Raw genomic sequence first — 20,213 nt, 5'->3', positions numbered from 1 at the left:
CAGCCGCTTCAGGATCCCCGGGCTGATGCTGTGTTCCAGTCACGCCGACCCCGCAGGTGTGGTCACGTAGAGGTACTGCTCGAGAACCGCGGCCGGGTCCAGCTCCCCGTCCGGCACGGTGGCTTCCAACGCGAAACCTGCCCGGCGCAGCTGCTCGTGCCACTCCGTGCGGGTGAGACAGACGCGGTTCTCCGCGGCCCGGAAGTCGGCCGAGCCAGGCCGGGGATGCCCGTCCAGACCCGACAGCATGAAGAGCATCGAGGCCATCAACTGGTAGTGCTCCCGGCTGGATTCGACGAACGCGAACATCCCGTCATCCGCGGTCATCCGCCGCAGTCGGGCCAGCGTCGCCTCCACGTCGTGGGCGTTGTGAAGCACATTCGCCGACAGCACGACATCGGCGGGCGGCATGGACAGCCCGCTCTCGTCGTTGATGTCGATCAGTTCGTACGCGACGAACGGGTAGTCGGCGAACCGCTCGCGAGCCGCCTTGAGGAACGCCGGTGAGATGTCGCTGAACACGTAACGCAGTTCGACACCCGTGGCGGCCAGCATCGGCAGGAGGGCACTCGTCGTGGCGCCGATGCCGGCCCCGAGCTCCAGGACGCGCACCGGTGCGGTTCCCGCCCCGTTCCGCACGCGATGCACGACAGCCTCGGCCAGAGCCGCGTTCAGGTAACGGGCCATGGGGTTGTCCCGGTAGGTCGACTCGGCAACCGCGAAGCCGCCGCCCTGGAACCACAGCTCCTGCACGGTAAGCCTGTCGCGAAGCAGCAGGGACAGATTCCTGTTGCACCGAAGGAAGAAGTCGCGCAGTTCGGCGCCGTAGCCGAGCGTTGCGCAGGCACCGGACACCCGATCCTCGTCAGCCGACTCCGGCCGTGCCTCGTTCGTCGCGACGAGCGCGCCATCCCGTCGCACGACGCAGCCCTCAGCCAGCAGAGCGGCGATCCAGCGGTCGATCAGCCACCGATGGCGTGGAGCCACCTGAAGCCGCTCGTTGGTGACGGCGCGTGTCATCGCCGTGAGGGCGGCGGCGTCGAGGTCGTGCAGTGCTGCTCGCCACGCGTTCGTGTCGACGTCACCGAGGGCGCGCCGCCCGCTCACCTCGAGAGCCGTGGCGATGCCACCGGGTCCAGGAACCAGCTCCGGTGCCGTCTCAGGGGCCACAGGCGGTTCCTCCGCGTCCGCCGGTTTCACGGCCAGCTCACTGACCAGCAGATCTCGGACTTCCTCACGAAATCGCTCCACGAAGAAGTGGTCGCCCGGCAACACGTAGACCCTGGTCTCGGCGTTGGTGTGACGCTCCCATTGCCGCAGCTTGTCCGGTTCGACATCGGGATCGTCCGTGGAGCCGAGGACCGTGATCGGGACCTCCAGCGCCGGGGCGGGCCGGTAGCCGTACCCGTCGAGGGCACTCCAGTCGGCCCGGAACACGGGCAGGGCGAACGCGAGAAGCCGCTCGTCGTCCAGCATCGCCTGCGGTACGCCTCCCAGCCGGCGCAGCTCGGTCAGCATCTCGTCGTCGGTGCGCCGCGGCATCGACGACACCGCCCGCTGCAGGTGCGGCGGGGTACACCCGGCGACGACCAGGTGCCGGGGCCGACGTCCGGTGAGCTCGGGCAACCGGTGCGCCAGCTCGAACGCGATGGTCGCGCCCATGCAGTAGCCGAACAGCGCGTAAGGCCGCCCCGTGTGCGGCGCGATGTCGGCGGCGAGAGACTCCACCAGCTCGCGCAGGTCGTGGATGTGGCTCTCCCGGACGCGGTTCTCCCGCCCCGGCAACTGGACCGGTACGAACTCGATCCCCCGGCCAGGGCTCTCCCACCACTGCCGGTAGATGCTGGCGCCCCTGCCCGCGTACGGCAGGCAGAACATCAGCAGGTCCGAGGAAGAGGACGGCTTGCCGTACATGAACGTTCGGTCGCTGATGGAACTGCCTTCCTTCGTCGTGGAGGATCCAGGAAAGAGCGCTTCGGCGGCCCTCAAAGCACCTCCTCGTCAATCAGCGCGGCGCCCATGTTCTCCAGCAGCGCAGCCGTGCGCGCGAGGACGGCCCGGGCGCCCGCGATGTCCGCACGGTGCGTGAGACGCAGGAGCCAACCCGCCGCCGACGTGCCGTGGCCCGCGAGTGAGATCTCGGAGGGTGCGAGCACGCTGCCCATCTCGACGACGTCGAACGGGCCGGCGTCCGCGCCGGCGCGGTCGTCGTGGAATGTGAAGGTGACCGGGGTGCCGCCGTCATCCGGCTCGACATCGGCCATCGCTGTGCGCAACTGCTCCGCGAGGGCAGCGATGTCGCCAGCCGAACCAGGGTCCGCCCGGAGCAGGACACGGTCGCAGGCCGGTCCCAGGGGCGGCCTTCCGGATGGATCCCCCAGGGATACCGCGACTCGCGCGGCGGCCGCTTCGAATGCCGCCGTGTCCGCGGAGATCCAGGCGGCAAGCACGAGCAGGGCCACCGGCAGCCCACGCGACGACGCGATGAGGCGCAGGCGATCTGCGGTGTCGGAGCCGATCTCGTGGGACACCACCGGCAGCCGGTGGGGCACACGGCCGACAGTAGAGCGCAGTGCGGCCACATGCTCCTGGTAGTCGATCCGAGCCATTGGCGGAATTGGGCCGTCGCCCCCGAAGTACTGGTAGAGCAGGCCCAGCTCATGGACCGCGGCGCGGATGGCCTCCTCGTCCAGCACGACCGGGTGGGCCTGGAACTCCAGCAACGTCCGGCCGCCGGTGCCGGAGAAGAGCACGACGCGGACGAGCGGTCCGCCGCACAGGTCGAAACCCCTGGGTGGGTACCCGTCCGCGGGCAGAGGCTCGGCGGCCAGTTCCACCGGCACGACGGTCCGAGTGCCGATCACTCCCACGGGCCCGTCGTCGCCGTGGCGGATGGTCGTGCGCAGAACATCGTGTCGTCTCCGCAGCTCCATGAGGGCTTGCGTCAGCGCCTTGAGATCCAGCTCGCCGGTATGTGCCGCGACCAGCGCGACGCGGTCGGAGCCGTCCGCGGTGTCGGCCTTGAGCGCCGCGCTTTGCGCCGAAGTGAGGCCGAGTTTCCCGGACGGTGTGTCCACAGTCGCCGTCATCGAATGCGCTCCCACCGGAACAGAGCCATCCCGTCGTCGGCGGCGCCCCCCACGAGGAACCCATCGGCGTCTGGGAGAAGGACGATGTCGCCGAGCAGGACCGAGGACGGGGCGGCATCGCTTTCCCAGTGCCGGCCGCCGTCGTCGCTGCGCAACATGACACCCGCGTCGCCTTGACCGCCGCCGACCGCCCACAGCGTGCCGTCGCCCGCTGCCAGGAGGCTCGTGATGCGCCCGCGGTGACCGACCGGAAGGGTGGCCTCGGTCCACACCCGCCCGTCCCAGCGCACCATGACGCTGGCGCGCCCCTCATCGGTGAGCCGCGCGCCCAGCACCCAGACGTCCTCCGAGCCGCGGGCGACGACCCGCATGATCTCGACCCCGGCACGCCCGAGCGGCGGCGGGACGACCTCGTGCCAGCCCTCGCCGTTCCAGTGCGTGAGCCACGATTCCCGGCGGTCGTCGACGTCGACGACGACCGCCGCCCAGACGTCGCGACCGGAGGTTCCGTCGAGGCACCCGAAGCGAGTCGTCGCCCGCTGCGGGAGGGGGAGGGGCAGTCGCCGCCACCCGCCGTCCTCGCCGCCGGCCGCGACGTAGGTCGGCGCCCCTGGAGTGTCGTCGGGGCGCACGACGGTCCAGAGCTCGTCGCCGATCCTCGTGACCGACGCGCAGTCGTAGCGCGGTGCGCCCCCCGCTACCCGGTGGAACCGCGCGCCGTCGAAGCGCAGTAGTCCCCGCCGGCCCGAGAGCCACACGGCGCCGGATGGGGCGACCGCGACACCGAACACCTTCTCGAGTTCGGGATGGGGCATCTCGTGCCAGCCGTCGCCGTCCCAGCGCAGCACGACCGACCGCGTCTCCCCTGCGCTACCAGGTATCTCACGAACACCTGCCGCCCACATCCGGGTGGTGGAGATCGCGGCGACGTTCCACAGGTGGCCCGGTCCACGCAGCGGCAGCTCCGCGCGCCTCCATCGGGTTGCCGGTCCCTCGTGCTCGGCCCGTTCCTGGTGTTGCGCCACGAGCCTGGCCATGCTGCCGACCCTGGGGTCGTCCAGCAGTTCGGCGATCGGCACCTCGACGCCAGCTCGGCTGCGCAGCTGCCAATGGACCTCCATCAGGGCCATCGACGTGCCGCCGAGTGCGAAGAAGTCGTCGTCGGACGCCGGGTGCCGGCCGAGGACTTCGGCCCAGACCGCAGCCACCAGCGCCGACGCGGACGGCGTCGCCAGCCCGTGGGCCGACGGGCCTGCGGCCTCGAATCCGACCTGGCCTGGCTGTGCAGGGGCGTCGTCGAGCACCTCGATACCGCCGCGGGGCCGCCACCGGGCCCGGCGGGCGAGCTGCCGCTCAGGGGAGACCTCGTCGTCCAGGACGAGCCGGCCGATCACCCCTGGCGGGACGCGGGACCCCTCACCGTCGACAATGCGGAGGCGCAGTGCGCCCTCGCGCTCGGCGATCCACGCCCGTTCCGCGTCGGTGGCGAGTGGGATCGCTGCCACCGGCCGGCTCGGATCGGCCGCGACGGCGGCGGCCAGGGCCACCAGGTGCTCGGCGAGCAGGCACGCGCTCTCTCGGTCGAGGACCGCGGTGCTGTACTCCAGTCGCCCGAGCAGTCCGGCCTCGTCCTCGTCGAGCATGATCGTGAGGTCGTGCTTGGCCGTCGGCGGGTCGTAGGGAATCTCCTCGACCTCGTTCCCCGCCAGGCGCGGGCGGCTGCGCCGGCCAGTCTGCAGTGCGAACATGACCTGGTAGACCGGGTTGCTCGTGCCGCTGCGCTGGACACCGACAGCGCGGACCACCTGTTCGAACGGCGTGTCCGCGTACCCGAGGGCGTCAAGCGTGCTGTCGCGGACCCGATCGACGAGCGTCCCGAATCCACCGCCGCCCGAGAGGTCGCAACGGATGACGACGGTGTTGAGGAAGTAGCCGATCATTCCCTCGAACCGCCGCTCGGGACGATCGACGACGGGGGTCGCGACCACGACATCCTCCTGACCGCCGTGCCGGCCGAGCACGGAGCCGAGCACGGCGAGCAGCACCACGAACAGCGTCGTCTCGTGGCCTGCGGCCATCTCGCGCAACCGGGCGACCAGACCGGCGTCGAGCCGGAACCGCACGCAGTCGCCGGCGAAGGTGCGCCTCGCGGGACGAGGCCGGTCCAGCGGCAGCACGGTCGAGGGCGCCCCGTCGAGGTAGCGAGCCCAGAACCGGTCGGCCTGCTCATCTTCGCCGGGCCGCTTGCGGCGCTCGCCCGCCGACTGCCGCTGGTGATGGGCGTAGTCGCGGTACTGCCCCAGCTGCAGGGGCAGTACCGGCTCCCGGCCCGACGCGGCGGCGGCGTAGAGCTCGGCGAGCTCGCCGTGGAGCAGACCCATCGACAGCCCGTCGCCCGCGACGTGGTGCATAGTGATGACGAGCACGCTGTCGCCGTCGCCCATCCGGAGCCGCGTCGCGCGCACGAGCACATCGTTGGCCAGGTCGAACCGGCTCACGGCGGAGGCGTCGGCGATCTCGCGGATCCGGGCGTCGGCCGTGTCCGCCGGCGGGTCGCCGAGGTCGACGTGATCCACCGTCACCGGAGCAGGCGGGCGCACGTGCTGGCGCAGTTCGCCGTTCCGCACGACGAGACCGGTCCGGAAGACCTCGTTTCGGTACACCAGACCGGTGAACGCCGCGTCGAGCGCCGCATCGTCGACCGGGCCGGGTACCCGTAGGACGGCGGTCGCGTTGTAGGCGCACCCGCCGCCCTCGACCTGATCGATGAGCCAAAGCTGTTGCTGGCCGGAGGACGCGGGTGCGTCGGCGCCGGCCCGGTCGATTTCGGCGAGCAGCGCGGCCTTGTGGTCGCGCAGCAGCTGCCGCACCTCGTCGTCGATGGCGCCGTGCAGTGATCGGACCAGCAGCCGGTCCTCGCGCCGGTCGATCTGGATTCCCCGCTCGTCGAGCCGGGCGAGCAGCTCGGGGATGTTCACAGTTCCTCCTCGACCCACGCCGTCGGAGCCTGTTGCGACCGCGTGTCCTGCCGAGAGGCCTGGATCTGGGATGCGAACTGGCCGATGGTGGGCGCGTCGAACAGGTCGCTCAATGTGATGGACGTGCCGTGGCTCTCGTTGACGAGCGTGAGGATGCGTACCGCCAGGAGCGAGTCGCCCCCGAGGGCGAAGAAGTGCGCGAGGCTGCTGTCCACAGCGCACTCCAGGACCGTCGACCAGATCTCCGCCAGCTCCCGCTCCAGGGGGCCGTCCAGCGTCGGCTCGGTGCTCGGGAGCGGTTCCTTGCCCTGGACGACAGCTGCGGCGGCGTCCCGGGTCAGCCGGCCCCGGTCGATCTTGCCGTTCGTGGTCAGCGGCAGCCGGGAGATCGCCACGATCGTCGACGGGATCATCGGGGCCGGCAGGGTCTGCCGGAGATGCTGGCGCAGCCCGTTGGTGTCGAACGGCGGAACCGTCGACAGGTCGGCCTGCGGCCCTTCCTCACGCACGGGCACAACGTGAGCCACGAGGACACGGTCACGCCCGGCCGATGTCGCGGACACCACCGCGGCCTCGACCGCCGGGTGCACGGCGATTGCCGCCTCGATCTCCCCCAGCTCGATGCGGTTGCCGTTGATCTTGACCTGGTGGTCGTCGCGGCCGAGGAACTCCAGGAGCCCGCCCGGTCGCCAACGAGCCCTGTCACCCGTGCGGTACAGCCGCGTGCCCCAGCTCGGATGCCGCACGAACTTGGCGTCGGTGAGCTCCGCGTCGTGCAGATAGCCGAGCGCGACGCCGCGCCCTCCGATGTAGAGATCCCCTGGCACCCACGTAGGCCGCGGAGTCATCGACTCGTCGAGGACGTACATCTCCTGGCCGGCGAGAGGCCGGCCGTAGGGGACGCTCGACCAGTCGGGCAGCTGTGCGCCCACGCGGTGGAAGACCGACCAGATCGACGCCTCGGTGGCCCCGCCCATGCTGATGACCTCGGCCCCCGGGCAGCGCGCGCGGATCAGGCCGGGCAGGTCGACCGGGATCCAGTCACCGCTGAGCATGACCGTGGTCAGTGATGTGAGCGCCCCGACCTCCTCGAACTCGTCCCACTGCAACAGCAGTCGCATCAGCGCCGGGACGGAGTTCCACAAGGTCACCTTCTGCTCACTGATCAGCTGCCGCCAGTGGGCGGGATCCGTCTCGTGGCGGGGATCCGGGAGGACGAGCGTCCCGCCGACGGCAAGGACGCCGAAGACGTCGTACACCGACAGGTCGAAGCTGAGGCTGGAGACGCCGAGCACCGAGTCGGCACCCGTGATCCGGTAGCGCCGGTTGATGTCGATGATCGTGTTCATCGCGCCACCGTGATCGATCATGACGCCTTTCGGCGCCCCGGTGGAACCCGAGGTGTAGATGACGTAAGCCAAATCCCCTTCCGCGGTCGCGATCTCGGGGGGCTTCGCGGTCTGGTCGGGAACACGGTCGACTTCGATGACCGGTACCGATCCGGCTGGTGGTCCGGCCACGGCCCCGTGTCCGGCCAGGCACAGCACAGCGCCGGGGCGGGCCTGCTGGATCAGGGTCTCCTGGCGCTGACGGGGCAGCGACGGGCTGACCGGAACGTAGGCGAGCCCCGCACGCAGCACCCCGAGCACCGCCGTGACCTGGGCCACGCCCTTGGGCAGGCTGACCGCCACGAGCGACGACGGGGGCAGCTCCAACTCGGCCAGCCGGGTGGCGATCCGCAGCACGTCACGCTCGAGCTCGCGGTAGGTGACGCCGCGGTGAGGGGTCCGCACCGCGATGGCGTCGGGCTGCCGGGCGGCCATGTCGAAGAACGGTTCGTGGAGCAGGGGCAGCCGCTGCGGCGCTGCCGTCTCGTTCGCCTCGCGGTGCTCCAGGATCTGCTCGGGCGGGCGATGGTCGCGCCGGACCTCCGCCCAGGCCGATCCGTCGTGCGCCAACCGTTCGAGCGTCGCCCGGTAGTCCACGAACATGGCGTCGGGCACCCCGTCCGGGAACTCGGCGCGCACGACGTTCCACACCACGTCGAGGCCGCCATCGCGCTCGACGACCACGTGATCGAGCGACACCTGCGGGGTCTGGTTCGTCGCGTTGACCAGCTCGCCGAAACCCTCGAAGCCCCATCCGCCTCCCGCGTCGTCCAGCGCGCTGGTGAACACGACCGGCATGTCGCCGCCGTGAGAGACGGCGTCTGCGCGGCGGGCGAGGTCTCGCTTGACACGAATGCCGCTGTAGTAGCGGTGGTCCAGGTCCGACCAGAGTTGACGCTGCACCTCGTGCGCGGCCTCCAGGAAGGAGCGGGATGCGCGCAGGTCGACCTCGATGAGCGTCACCGTGGTGAAGTCGCCGACGATGTGGTCGACCCGAGGATGCAGCGGCAGCCGGTTGAACATCGTCAGGGTGAGTGTGAAGCGCCGCGAACTCGACCAAGCCGCGAGCGTGGTGGCGTACGCGGTCAGGGCGACGGTCGAGGGGGTCAGCCCCGAGCGGCGTGCGGCCTCCAGCAGTGCCTGCCAGGTCGCCGAGGGCAGGTGGTGGTGGAGCCGGTCGAAATGCGGCGAACGGCCACGCGCCCCGTCATCGCCGGAGGCCGGGTGCGAGGGCAGTACGGGACCGGCGGGCAGCGTGTCGAGACGCTCCTGCCAGTACGAGTGCGACCGTTCGTACAGCTCGGTGGCCTCCAGCGCCCGCTCGGCCAGCACGTAGTCGCGGAACGTCACCTCCTCGGCCGGAGCCAGGTCGCGGCCCTGGTAGGCGTCGTGCCACTCGGTGAGGATCTTTCGCATACCGGTCCCGTCGGCGACGAGACCGTCCACGCTCAGATGCAGCCGGCTGCGACCGCCCGGCACCCTGGTCAGCCGGATGTCGAACAACGGCCACAGGTCCGCAGGCAGCACCTGGTGGGACATCTCGGCGCGCAGAGCGGCCAGACGAGCCTCGACCGCCGCAGACGAGCCGTCGCGGAGGTCGTGGACCTCGATGCGGTAATCGTCCACCTCCGTCAGGATCCGCTGCTGGTCGCCGACGATGACGCAGCGGAGCATCGAGTGCTTCCGGACCACCGCGTTCCAGGCTGCGTTGAGGCGATCGGGGTCGAGATCGGGTCCCTCGATCTCGAAGTAGCCGTGTGCGGAGACGCCGCCGAGAGTGAAGTCCTTCCGGCGTCCGAGCAGGTAAGCCTGCTGCACGTCGGTGAGGGGAAAGGGCTCCCCTTCGTTGAGGGGCGCAGGGTGGGCGCGGGGCCACGGGCCGGGCGTCCGAGCCGCTGGAGAGTCGAGCGAGCGGGCGAGGCCGGCCGCGGTGGGACGGGCGAGGACGTCGGCGAGCGGAACCTCGGTGCCGAACTCCTCGCGGATCCGGAAGGCCAGCCGCGCTGCGAGCAGCGAGTGACCCCCGAGCAGGAAGAAGTCGTCGTGCACGCCGACCCGGTCGAGCCCGAGCTCCTCCGCGAGCAGCGCGACCAGGCGCTCCTCGACCTCGGTGGCAGGCGGATCGAGGGCGGTCGGCCCGAGGTCGGCTGCGGCGAGTGCGCGGCGATCGACCTTGCCGCTGCTGGTCAGCGGGAACGCGTCGACGACCTCGATCGTCGCGGGCACCATGTGGGCCGGCAGCCGGTTCGCCGCCCACGCCTTCAGTTCGCCGGGATCGAGTCCGGCACCGGTGACGTGGGCGACCAGCCGGATGCCGATGCCGGCGCCGGTAGTGCCGGTCACCGCGTGGCCGACGGCGGGGTGCGCGGCGAGAACGGCATCGATCTCCCCGAGTTCGACGCGCTGCCCCCTGATCTTGACCTGGTCGTCGTGCCGTCCGTGGAACTCGAGACCGCCGTCGGCGCGCCATCGGACGCGGTCGCCGGTGAGGTACAGCCGTCCCCCTGCCCGCCACGGGTCCTCGACGAACCGGGAGGCGGTGAGTCCGGGACGGTTCAGGTATCCGAAGGCCACGGCGGGTCCGCCGACGGCAAGTTCGCCGACCACGCCGCGGGGAGCGAGACGCAGCCCTTCGGAGACCACGCGGACCGACAGGTTCTGCAACGGCCGCCCGATCGGGGGCCAGACGCCCTCGTCCGGGTCGCATCGGTGGGCGGTCGCGCACACCGTCGTCTCGGTGGGGCCGTAGGCGTTGTGGAACGAGGTGCGGGCCGCCCAAGTCTGCGCCAGCGGTCCTGGGCAGGACTCGCCGGCCGCGATCACCTGCCGCAGGCCGGGAACCTGGTCGGGCGCGAGGGTCGCGAGCACCGATGGAGGGAGGGTCACGTGGGTCGCGCCGGAAGCGACGATCTCCGCTGCCAGAGCGCTGCCTGCGACGGCAGCCCGGTCCGGGACGTGCAGTGTCGCACCAGAACCGAACGCCATGGCCATTTCCCAGACACTGGCGTCGAACCCCGGCGAGGCGTACTGCAGCACAACCGCGCTCGCGTCGACGGCGAGAGTCCGGCACTGCCAGTCCGCCAGGTTGGCCAGGCCACCACGCCCGACCGCGACCCCTTTGGGCAGGCCCGTGGACCCGGAGGTGTAGATGAGGTATGCGGGTACGCGGTCGTCCGTCGTGGCTGCGGCCGCCGGCGGCTCGTCGGCCTCCTCCATTGCGTCAATCGAGGCGAGATCGACCGCCAGGACCGCATCGGGCACAGCGAGCCCAGCGCCCTCACCACCGCGCACCAGAGCGGTGGCCGACGCGTCGTGGAGCATGAAGTCGATGCGCTCGGCAGGCAGGAGCGGATCGATGGGCAGGTACGTCGCCCCGGCCGCCATCACGCCGAGCGCAACGACCGGCAGCAGCGCGCAGCGGCCGATGCCCACCGCGACGACGTCGCCGTGGTGCACGCCACGGGACGTGAGGTGGACGGCGACCCCGTTCACGAGCCGCACGAGGCGTGCGTAGGTCACTGTGATCCCGGCGGCACGGATGGCGATCGCCTCGGGCCGCTCGGCGGCGCGAATCCGCAGAGCGTCGAGCAACGACGACGCGAGAACGTCCGCCGGCTCGCCACTGCCCAGCTCGAGCAGAGCGTCCACCTCAGCCTCGTCGAGCAGTTCGATGTCGTCCACGTTCCGCTGCGGGTGCGCGATCGCCTCTTCGAGCAGCCGGCGGAAGTGGACGCCCAGCCGGGCGATCATGCCCTCGTCGAACAGCGCCGTGTCGTACTTCAGGACGGCCGTAGCGTCGTCACTGGTACGCACGACCTCCATCGACAAGTCGAACTGCCCCTCCTGCTGCGGCACGTCGAACGCCGCGACCTCCACACCGTGCACCACGCACCGGCCGCCGGCCTCGCCGCTCGCGTGCATGTTCAGGAGTTCGCCCGACCGGTGAGCGGCTTGCACGCTGAACGCGACCTGCCCGACCGACGCCCGCCCGGCTCGCCGAAGCGGGGCGAGCGCGCGCACCACCAACGCGAACGGTTGATCACGATGGAGCACGGCACGTCGAAGCCGGTCGTGGACCGCCTGGGCCAGTGCCGTGAAGCTGTCGGCGCCCCGCAGGTCCGACCGGACCAGAACCGGGTTGACGTAGTAGCCGGCGACGCCGCGCTGGCGGCGCATGTCGGGCATGGTCGGGCACGCGACAAGAAAGTCGTCCTGCCCCGTGTAGCGTGCGAGGACAGCCTCGAACGCAGCCAGCAGGCAGCTGAAAGGGCTGATCTCGATCTCGCGCCCGAACGCGTCGAGGCGGTCGAGCAGCGCAAGCCTGAGAGGTACGCGCACCGTCGCCCCTGTCGCCCGCGATCCGGACTCCGGCTCGCCTTCGGTGGGCAGGAGGACGTCGGTCGGCGCCTGCGCGAGCTCGGCACGCCAGAACTGGTCCAAAACCTCACCACGCGCCGAGGCGAGCATGTCCGCCTCGGCGCGGACGAAGTCGTCGTAGGTCGCGTGCAGCCTCCGCACCTCGGGCTCGCGACCGTCGAGCACCGCTTCGTAGAGGGCGAGGAGATCGTCCATCACCACGCCCTGCGACACGAAGTCGGTGATGATGTGGTGGGTCACCTGGAGCAGGACCGACGCCCGGCCCTCGACCCGGAAGAGCACGACTCGGAACGTGCCGGACCCGAGGTCGAACGGTTCGGCGGCCACGGCGTGGACCCGGTCGCGCAGCGCGGTGTCACTGATCGCGCTGTGGTCCTCCACCTGGAGCTCGACCCGCTCAGGCGGGTCCACCACCCGACGGGTACGCCCGCTCGGCTCCGTGAAGCGCGAACGCAGAACGTCGTGGCGCTCGACCAGCGCGGTCACAGCACGGCGCAGCACGGTGACATCGAGATCACTGAGAACGCGCACCGCGAACACCACGTTGTAGGCCGAGCTCCCGGGCTCGGCCTTGTGCAGGTACCACAGGGCCTCTTGTCCGACGGTGAGGTCTCCGACTCCCGTCCTCACGTGTGTCACATGGCCTCCGTCGTTCGGCTCTGCGCTGCCTCGAAGAGTTCTCGGTCCTGGCCGCTCGGCGCCTGCGCGGCGAGGACCGCGATCTCCCGCACGAGCGACTCGATCGTCGGGTTCTCCCACACGAGCGCGGTGGGCACGTCGAGGCCGTCGACGTCGTAGAGATCGGCGACCAACTCGGTGATCGCGACCGAGTCGATGCCGTAGCGCTGCAACGAGGCCGCGTCCTCGACCTGGTCCACACCCACGCCCGCGCGCTCGGCCACCCAGCCGGTCAGCCGGCGTCGCCACAGCGCGACGTCCGCCCCTGCGGGTCCGGCAGGTCCCGTGTTCGCCGTCCCGGCCGGAATCGGCGTCGTGGCCGCCGGAGGCGGGGTTCGCGGACGGCCCGCGGTGTCGCGACCCGCGACGAGGGCATCGACTTCGAGCCGGACACCGGGCTTGCGTGAGGCGAGCTTGTGCGCGCGGGTCACCTCCGCTTCCGTCATCTCCAGCAGCCGGGCGGCTTCCAGCATCGCCGGGCGCTCGGTCGCGACCCGGTGCGCCTGTCGCAGCCGTCGGGCCGCCCAGGCCCGCGCTCCGCTCCCGTCGTCCGGATCCACCGCTCGCCGGACCAGGACGTCCACCACGCCTGCGGCGACCACGGCACCGAGCCGGTCCTGGAGCAGGCGCGTGCCCTCCACGGTGTCGGCGAACGACCACTGCTCGAAAGCGGCCAGCACGTCGTCGATCATCGAGGTGAGGACGCGAGCGGCGTCCCGGTCGCCGAGTTCGTCCTCGATCAGGGTCCGCAGTTCGGGCCGCCGGTGGAGGACCAACGACCCCAGGTGCATGCGCAAGCTCTCGGTCGGCCCCTCGAAGATGCGCAGGACCCGAGCATCGCGCAGAAACCGAGGCACGTCGTTGGTCTCTATATAGCCGCGACCGCCGAGGGTCTGGACGGTGTCGTCGACGACCTTCCAGAGCAGCTCGGGGCAGACCACCTTGAGCACGAGCGGGACCAGTTCGCTCACCGGGCGGCGGGCGTCGAACAGCGAGGCCGCGCCGTGGACGACGGCCTCGACGGCTCGGACCGCCGCGGCTGCGTCGGAGAGAGTCTCGCGGACGACCGGGTTGTCGACCATCAGGCCGGTGCTGATCGGGCGGCGCCGGGCGTAGCCGACGGCCACACCGAGGCAGCGCTTCATCGCGCCGAGGCAAAGGCCGCCGATCATCAAACGGGCCCGCGCCATGGCGTCGTTGGCGACGTCGAACCCGCGGCCGACCTTCCCCAGCACCCGTTCGTCGCCGACCAGGGCCCCGTCGAGCACAACGGTGTTGTGAACCATGGAGCGCATGCCCATGGTCAGCTCCTCCTCCCCGATGCGGACCGCGTTGTCGTCGGTGTCGATGAGGAACGCCGTCATTCCCAGGCTGCGCCCGCGCTCGTCGTAGGCGTGGGCGAACGTCACGATGACGTCGGAGCCGGCCGCGTTCCCGCTCCAGGACTTGACGCCGTCGAGCCGCCATGAGCCGTCCTCGGTTCGCGTCGCGGTGGAGGAGATCGACGGGACGAACGAGCCGGCTCCGGGCTCGGTGAGCGCGAACGCCGTGAGTGCCCGGCCGCGTGCCAAGTCAGGAGCGAGCCGCCCGCGCACCGACTCGTCGGCGAACCGCAGGATCGGCCGGACCCCGAGGATGTTGTTGTCGCAGACGTACGTCGCCAGGCAGAGGTCCACCCCGGCCAGCCGTTCGAGGATCCGCAGGACCCCCGAGTCGTCGAGGCCCAGCCCGCCCTCCGCACGTGGAACCTGCATTCCGAGCACACCGCGGCGTGCCAAGTCCAGCACGACGTGCGGCGGAATGCTGCGGCGCTCGTCCATCAGCATCGTGTCGACCCGGCGCAGCGCCCAGTCGTCGATCCAGTCGAGGAGATCGTCGAGTTCGCGCTGCGCGGCCACGACACTCGGTTCGGGCACCTCGTCGGAGCTGGAAAGCGAGGTGAGCATCCCGTCGAGATAGGACTGGGCGATGGCTGAGCGCCGGAGCTTCCCGCTCGTGGTCTTCAGCAGCTTTCCTCGCCGGACGAACACGAGGGCGGCCGGGACCACACCGTGCTCCTGCCAGATCGCGGTCGCCACGGCCTCGCGGTCCACGTCGTCGGCGGGCGTCGACGGGTCGAGTTCGAGCGCGACGACGAGGCGTTCCTCGACTTCGCCGGCGACCGCGAACGCGCAGACGGTCGGGCGGCCCTTTCCCGGCACTACTGCGGCCACCGTGGCCTCGATGTCCTGGGGGTAGTGGTTCTCGCCCCGGAGGATCACGAGATCCTTGTGGCGGCCGGTGACGTAGAGATCACCATCGGCGACGAATCCCAGGTCGCCGGTCCGCAGATAGGTCAGGCCGTCCGGATCGCCGGCGATCCGCGCCCGGAACGTCTGCTCCGTCTCCTCCGGACGGTTCCAGTAGCCGCCGCACACGGACGGGCCGCTGACCCAGATCTCACCCACGGCCCTGTCCGGCACGCGCATCGTGGTCACGGGGTCGACGATCCGGATCTCGGTGCCCGGAGACGACGTGCCGCATTCGACCTTGGTCACGGCGGGCTCGCCGGCCCGCGCCAGGACGGCCCGCCCGCCGCGCAGCTGCTCGGCGGACAGCTTCAGCGCCGAGGAAGGGCCCTGCGCCGTTCCCGCGACTTTCAGCGTGGTCTCGGCCAGCCCATAGCCGGCAACGACGGACCGCGCACTCAGACCGCACTCGGAGAAGGTGTCCATGAACCGGTGCATGGTCTCGGCGCTGACCGGTTCGGCCCCGTTGATGGCGTACCGCCACGACGAGAGGTCAAGTCCTGAGCGCTCCTCGGCACTCACCTTCTCCAGGCATCGCTCGTAGGCGAAGTTGGGGACGATCGAGGTGACGGCCCGCGTGTCGGAGATGGCTCGCAACCACCGGACGGGGCGCCGGACGAACTCCTCCGGCCCGAACAGGGTGGTCGGCGAGCTGCGGAAGATCGGCAGCACCAGCCCGAAGATCAGCCCCATGTCGTGGAACATCGGCAACCACGAGACCGTGGGTTCGCCGGGTCGGGTCGGCCAGAGTTCGTCCAGCTCACGAGCCTGGTGCCAGAGGTTCGCGTGCGTCACGATCACGCCCTTGGGACTGGACGTGGAACCCGATGTGTACTGCAGCAACGCGGGTTCGTGAGGTTCCGGTTCCGCTCGTGGACCGCCGGGTTCGCCCAGGACGTCCGAACGTACTAGGCGCAGCCCGGAGAGTCCGGTGTCCGAGAGAGTCGCGAGTGTGGAGGTGTCGGTCAGGACGACGTCGGTGCCGGCGTCCTCCGCGATCCCCCGGACCCGTTCGACTGCCGAGGGCCGGCGGGGCACTGGAACGGGCACCGCGACGACGCCCGCTCGCAGGCAAGCGACGAACGTCGCGACGAACTCCAGTCCGGGCTGGTACATCAACAGGGCCCGACGACCGGCCAACTCAGTGCGTGCGAGCGTTCCGATCCTGGTCTCAACCGCTTCATCCAGCGAACGCCAGGTGAAACTCGCGGAGGGATGCTCGCCGTTGCGGAGAAACGTGAAACTCTGGTGAGAGGACCGCTCCCTAGACCAGCGCTCGAGCGCTGAAGGCACGCTGCGGAATCCGTCCGCCCAGAACGCGGAAGCCTGCACGGGCCGTGCGGCAGATTGGAATGTCACCGAACTCCTCCGCTTGAAGCATCCGCCACCGAGGGGCGCCATTTCCCATACCCCAGAAGAAAAGTCCCGGTCGCGGGCAAGCCCCACAGGCGCCGCGATGGCGATTCCAGAGAGTGACAACAAGCTACGCGCCACCGCAGGGATCGACTTCGCTGTCGGCAATTCCCCACAAGCACGATGCCTATTTTTCAATACCGTACACGGGCACAATCATGTTTGCATGCGAGGCAGAGCGGCGCAAGGCGTGAGATTTCGCGGCCCGAGAACGACGCCTGAAACATGTCGCGAGTGCGCTGGAGACCGAAATGCTCAGGTAGTCGTGGCGTGTCGCGCTCCAGCGACCAGTTACGCCGCCCGACTGTGCAACTGCGGAAACTCCGCACTCGCACAGGGCCCGAGGCGCCTATCGAGCAGACGGGGATCGCCGTAGTTGGACAGGTCCCGGTCGCCGATCCTGCCAGACATCTCACCACCGCGCAGCTGCGGAAGAACACGTTCAGTCCATCCACGATCTGCTCGACCGGCACCAGCAGCCGGGACCGGGCCGAAATGGACCGGATCCGGTCCAGTGGACGCTGGACCGCCTTGCGCGCGGGCCGGCGAGCGAGGAAGATCAGATGCGCCGACCGGGCGAGTCCGCCCGCGCACCAGCCGGTTGTGAAAGCCCAAAAAGTCCAGCCCCGTCCCCTTCGGTCAGAGGCACGGTGCGGGTTCTGATGCGTCCCTCGATCACTTGCATCAACTTCTCATGCGGAATCGTCGAGGAACACTCGGCGATGTCCGTCTCGACCACCCACCGCCTGCCCTGCCACAACTCGTCGCCGACCGGTAAAGCGCATTCTGCAAGGCACGAACCGGGTCTCTTGCGAACCCCACAGCGGCGGAACCAGCCTGACCGGCACTCACTCCCGGACACAACGCACGAACGAAGCAGCGGCCCTTCCCTCACCGGCGGTTGTGTTGCCCGCTCGGCTCGATCGGTACTACGACCGCCTTCGACTCTCTTTCGACGTCCGATCCACTTCCCGGCTCCACACCTGGAGACCGGTGCACACCGAAGGCCGGCGAGGTGCGGATCAGCTCGATCCGCACCTCGCCAAACAAGTGCATGACCACGTGGCGGCCGGTGACTGCGGGGTGATACCGGACAGTTTTCGGGCTTATTCGGCGACCACGGTCGCCGAGGTGAGTCGGAACGCGGTGAGTCGGACGTCGCCGTGCAGGGTCACCCGCAGGTCGTGGACTCCGGCCAACCGCTCCGGGAACTCGGCCGTGGCGGTCGTCCACGTGTGGCGGTCGCCCGTCAGCGGCACCTCGACCACGGCTACCGATCGGTCGGCCACGCGGAACTCCAGCCGCGCTTCCCCCGAGCCGTCCGCACGCGCCACCTCGACCTCGACGCCGACGGCGCCGGTCAGGTTCACAGCGCGGAACAGCACTGCCGCGGGTCGCGTCGGGTCCGCCGGAGCGACCGCGTCGCCGGTGGCCTTGGTCGCGTCGACGAGCACGAGGTCCGAGTAGTCGTCGAAGTCGACGGCGCTGGTGCGCCGGTCGACCACCGCACGCGGCGTGGGGTTCTCGCCGGTGACGGTGAGCCGGCCGACGAGGACGTGGTTCCCGGCGGAACGGGCGACGACGATCTCGTAGTCGCCCGGATCGACCGTGAACGCACCGCGCGCGACGTCCCAGTGGGCGAGCCGTTCGACGGGCAGCCGGAAGGTCAGCGCCTCGCTGTCCCCCGCGCCGACGCGGACCTTGCGGAAGTCCACGAGGTGCAGCTGGGGCGCGTCGTAGCGGGCGGCCAACGCCCGTGCGTAGACCTGGACCACGTCGCTGCCGGGCCGCGCGCCGGTGTTCGCCACCGTCACCGAGATGTCGAGCGATCCGTCCTGCGGCACGACCTCCGACGACAACCGCAGGTCGCGGTAGGCGAAGTCGGTGTAGGACAAACCGTGGCCGAACGGGTACAGCGGTGCGGCCCGGTGGTACTGGTAGGTCCACCCCGCCTTGATGATGTCGTAGTCGAGCGGGTGGGGCAGCTCGTCGTCGCCCCGGTACCAGCTCTGCGGCAGCCGGCCCGCCGGCTCGGCGTCACCGAGCAGCACGGCGGCGACGGCGTGACCTGTCTCCTGCCCACCGTGGGAAGTCCACACCACGGCCGGCAGGTGCTCGTCGGCCCAGTCGAGGGCGTAGGGGTAGCTGCTCATCACCACCAGGACGGTGGACGGCTGGACGTCGGCGACGGCGCGGAGCAGTGCCGCCTGCGTTTCGGGCAGCGCGGTGCCGGTGCGGTCCTGGGTTTCGCGGCCGTTGATGAGCGGGTGGTTGCCGAGGACGACGACCGCGACGTCGGCGGCGGCCGCGGCGGTGCGGGCCTCCTCCGCGCCGTCGCGCAGCAGCTCCCGCGACCAGCGCTCGGCGGTCTCGGGCGTCTCGGCCGTGACGCCCACGCGGCCGTCGGGGTCGACCGCGGCGTAACGGCTGGTCAGGACGTTGCGTAGGAGCACAATGTCGCCGTCGTCCGCGACGGGCTCCAGCCGGAACGTCTGGTGCACGTCCCAGCTCTTGATCCGCTCCTCGTCGGCGACCAGCGAGCCGTCCTTGGCGCTCAGGTGGAGACCGGTGTCGGCCGACCGCAGGGTCACCACGCCGTCGCCCCATTCGGCGACGTCGAACGCGGTGTCGCCGAGGAGCCGGCCGGTGGTGCCGGAACGCAGCGCGATCCGGTCCTCGCCCGACACGCGGACCACCTCGCCGACCGCGGCCTCAAGACCGGCGGCGATGGTGACCTGGTACGGCAGCGTGCCGCTGTACCAGTCCTCGTGCAGCACGTCGGAGAGCGGTCCGATGACCGCGAGGCGGGGTGCCGCGGCCTTGTCGAGCGGCAGCAGCCCGTCGTTCTTCAGCAGCACCACGGACTCCGTGGCCGCACGTGCGGCGAGCACCCGGTGGTCCGGGTGGTCGATCACGTCGGGACCGATCGCGGCGTACGGGTCGAGGTCCGGGTCGAACTCACCGAGGCGGAACCGCAGCGCCAGCTGCCGGCGCACCGCGCGGTTGATGTCGGTCTCGTCGATCAGGCCACGTTCCAGCGCCTCGCGCAGCCGTCCGACCGGTGTGGCGCTGTCCAGGCCGTGGTCGGTGAAGCTGTCGATGCCCGCCTTGAGCGCGGCGGCGTGGGACTCCACGTGGTCGTCGAAGTAGTGCTCCGGGTCGACCAGGTTGGACGGCGCTTCCGCGTCGCTGACCACGAACAGCTCGTGCCCGGTCGGCTCGGCCCAGCGGCGCAGCTCGTCCTCGATCAGCGGGCTGACGTGGCACGGACGGCCGTTGACCAGGTTGTATGCGGCCATGGCGCCGGTCGCCGCGCCGGACGCCACCACGGGCCGGAACGCCGCCAGGTCGTACTCGTGCAGCACACGGGGACGCACACCGGACGAAGTGGTGCAGCGGTCGTCCTCGTTGTTGTAGGCGAGGAAGTGCTTGAGCACGGGTGCCGTGCGCAGGAACCGCGGGTCGTCGCCCGCCATGCCGCGGCAGAACGCCTCCCCCAGTCGCGCGGTGTGCACGGGGTCCTCGGAGTAGCCCTCCTCGTTGCGTCCCCAGCGCGGGTCGCGCAGCAGGTTCACCACCGGCGCCCACGCCTGAAGGCTCGTCGGGGCGTCGCCGTCGGTGGGCGGGCGGTGCCGGTGGAACGCGCGCAGCTCGATCGAGGTCGCCTCCGCCACGCGGCGGACCAGCTCCTCGTCCCAGGTCGCGCCCAGGCCCACTGCCTGCGGGAACGCCGTGGCGACGCCGAGCCACGAGACACCGTGCAACGCCTCGGAGCCGGTGCGGAAGGGCCCGACGCCGAGCCGCGGCACGGCCGGTGCGTGCTGGTGCAGCATCGCGAGCCGCTCGTCGAGCGTCAGCCGGTCGAGCAGATCATCGACGCGCTTGCGCACGTCCAGCTCGGAGTCGTGGAACGGCAGCCGCACGGTGGCGGACAGGGATGAGGAACTCACGCGGCACAACCCCTCGAGTTAGATCAGGTGAAGCGCTTCAACGCTGACACGG

General features: G+C 70.6%; 6 protein-coding genes. All 6 read right to left on the bottom strand.

What is annotated here, in order from left to right; genetic code table 11:
• Positions 1–39: 39 nt before the first annotated feature.
• The 6 genes from F4560_RS08385 to F4560_RS08360 all read right to left on the bottom strand — a co-directional run bounded on the left by F4560_RS08385 (position 40) and on the right by F4560_RS08360 (position 20,161).
• Positions 40–1,989 carry a thioesterase domain-containing protein gene (locus tag F4560_RS08385; RefSeq protein WP_184918339.1) on the bottom strand — a complete coding sequence of 650 codons (1,950 nt, stop codon included), beginning with the start codon at positions 1,987–1,989 and terminating at the stop codon, positions 40–42.
• Complete coding sequence (locus F4560_RS08380; protein ID WP_184918337.1) at positions 1,986–3,089, bottom strand: condensation domain-containing protein; 1,104 nt, start codon at positions 3,087–3,089, stop codon at positions 1,986–1,988. Before F4560_RS08380 ends, F4560_RS08385 begins: the two co-directional genes overlap by 4 nt.
• A complete protein-coding gene (locus F4560_RS08375) occupies positions 3,086–6,067 on the bottom strand; it encodes a condensation domain-containing protein (protein ID WP_184918335.1) in 2,982 nt (993 codons plus the stop codon). Before F4560_RS08375 ends, F4560_RS08380 begins: the two co-directional genes overlap by 4 nt.
• On the bottom strand, positions 6,064–12,462 hold the full coding sequence (locus tag F4560_RS46025; RefSeq protein ID WP_184918332.1) for a non-ribosomal peptide synthetase: 6,399 nt from the start codon (positions 12,460–12,462) through the stop codon (positions 6,064–6,066). The genes F4560_RS08375 and F4560_RS46025 overlap by 4 nt, the downstream gene beginning before the upstream one ends.
• A 5-nt stretch (positions 12,463–12,467) precedes the next feature.
• Entirely contained in the window at positions 12,468–16,199 is a 3,732-nt protein-coding gene (locus tag F4560_RS08365) for an AMP-binding protein (RefSeq protein WP_246478222.1), read from the bottom strand.
• Between the two features lie 1,118 nt (positions 16,200–17,317).
• Complete coding sequence (locus tag F4560_RS08360) at positions 17,318–20,161, bottom strand: glycoside hydrolase family 3 protein (protein ID WP_221483401.1); 2,844 nt, start codon at positions 20,159–20,161, stop codon at positions 17,318–17,320.
• Between the last annotated feature and the right edge of the window lie 52 nt (positions 20,162–20,213).

The organism is Saccharothrix ecbatanensis, from assembly GCF_014205015.1.
GTDB lineage: Bacteria > Actinomycetota > Actinomycetes > Mycobacteriales > Pseudonocardiaceae > Actinosynnema > Actinosynnema ecbatanense.
This window is presented reverse-complemented; position numbering and strand designations above follow the sequence as displayed.

Excerpts from the sequence above, each read along its gene's own strand:
- F4560_RS08380 (WP_184918337.1), bottom strand. The coding sequence starts at position 3,089 with ATGACGGCGACTGTGGACACACCGTCCGGGAAACTCGGCCTCACTTCG.
- F4560_RS08365 (WP_246478222.1), bottom strand. The coding sequence starts at position 16,199 with ATGGCGCCCCTCGGTGGCGGATGCTTCAAGCGGAGGAGTTCGGTGACA.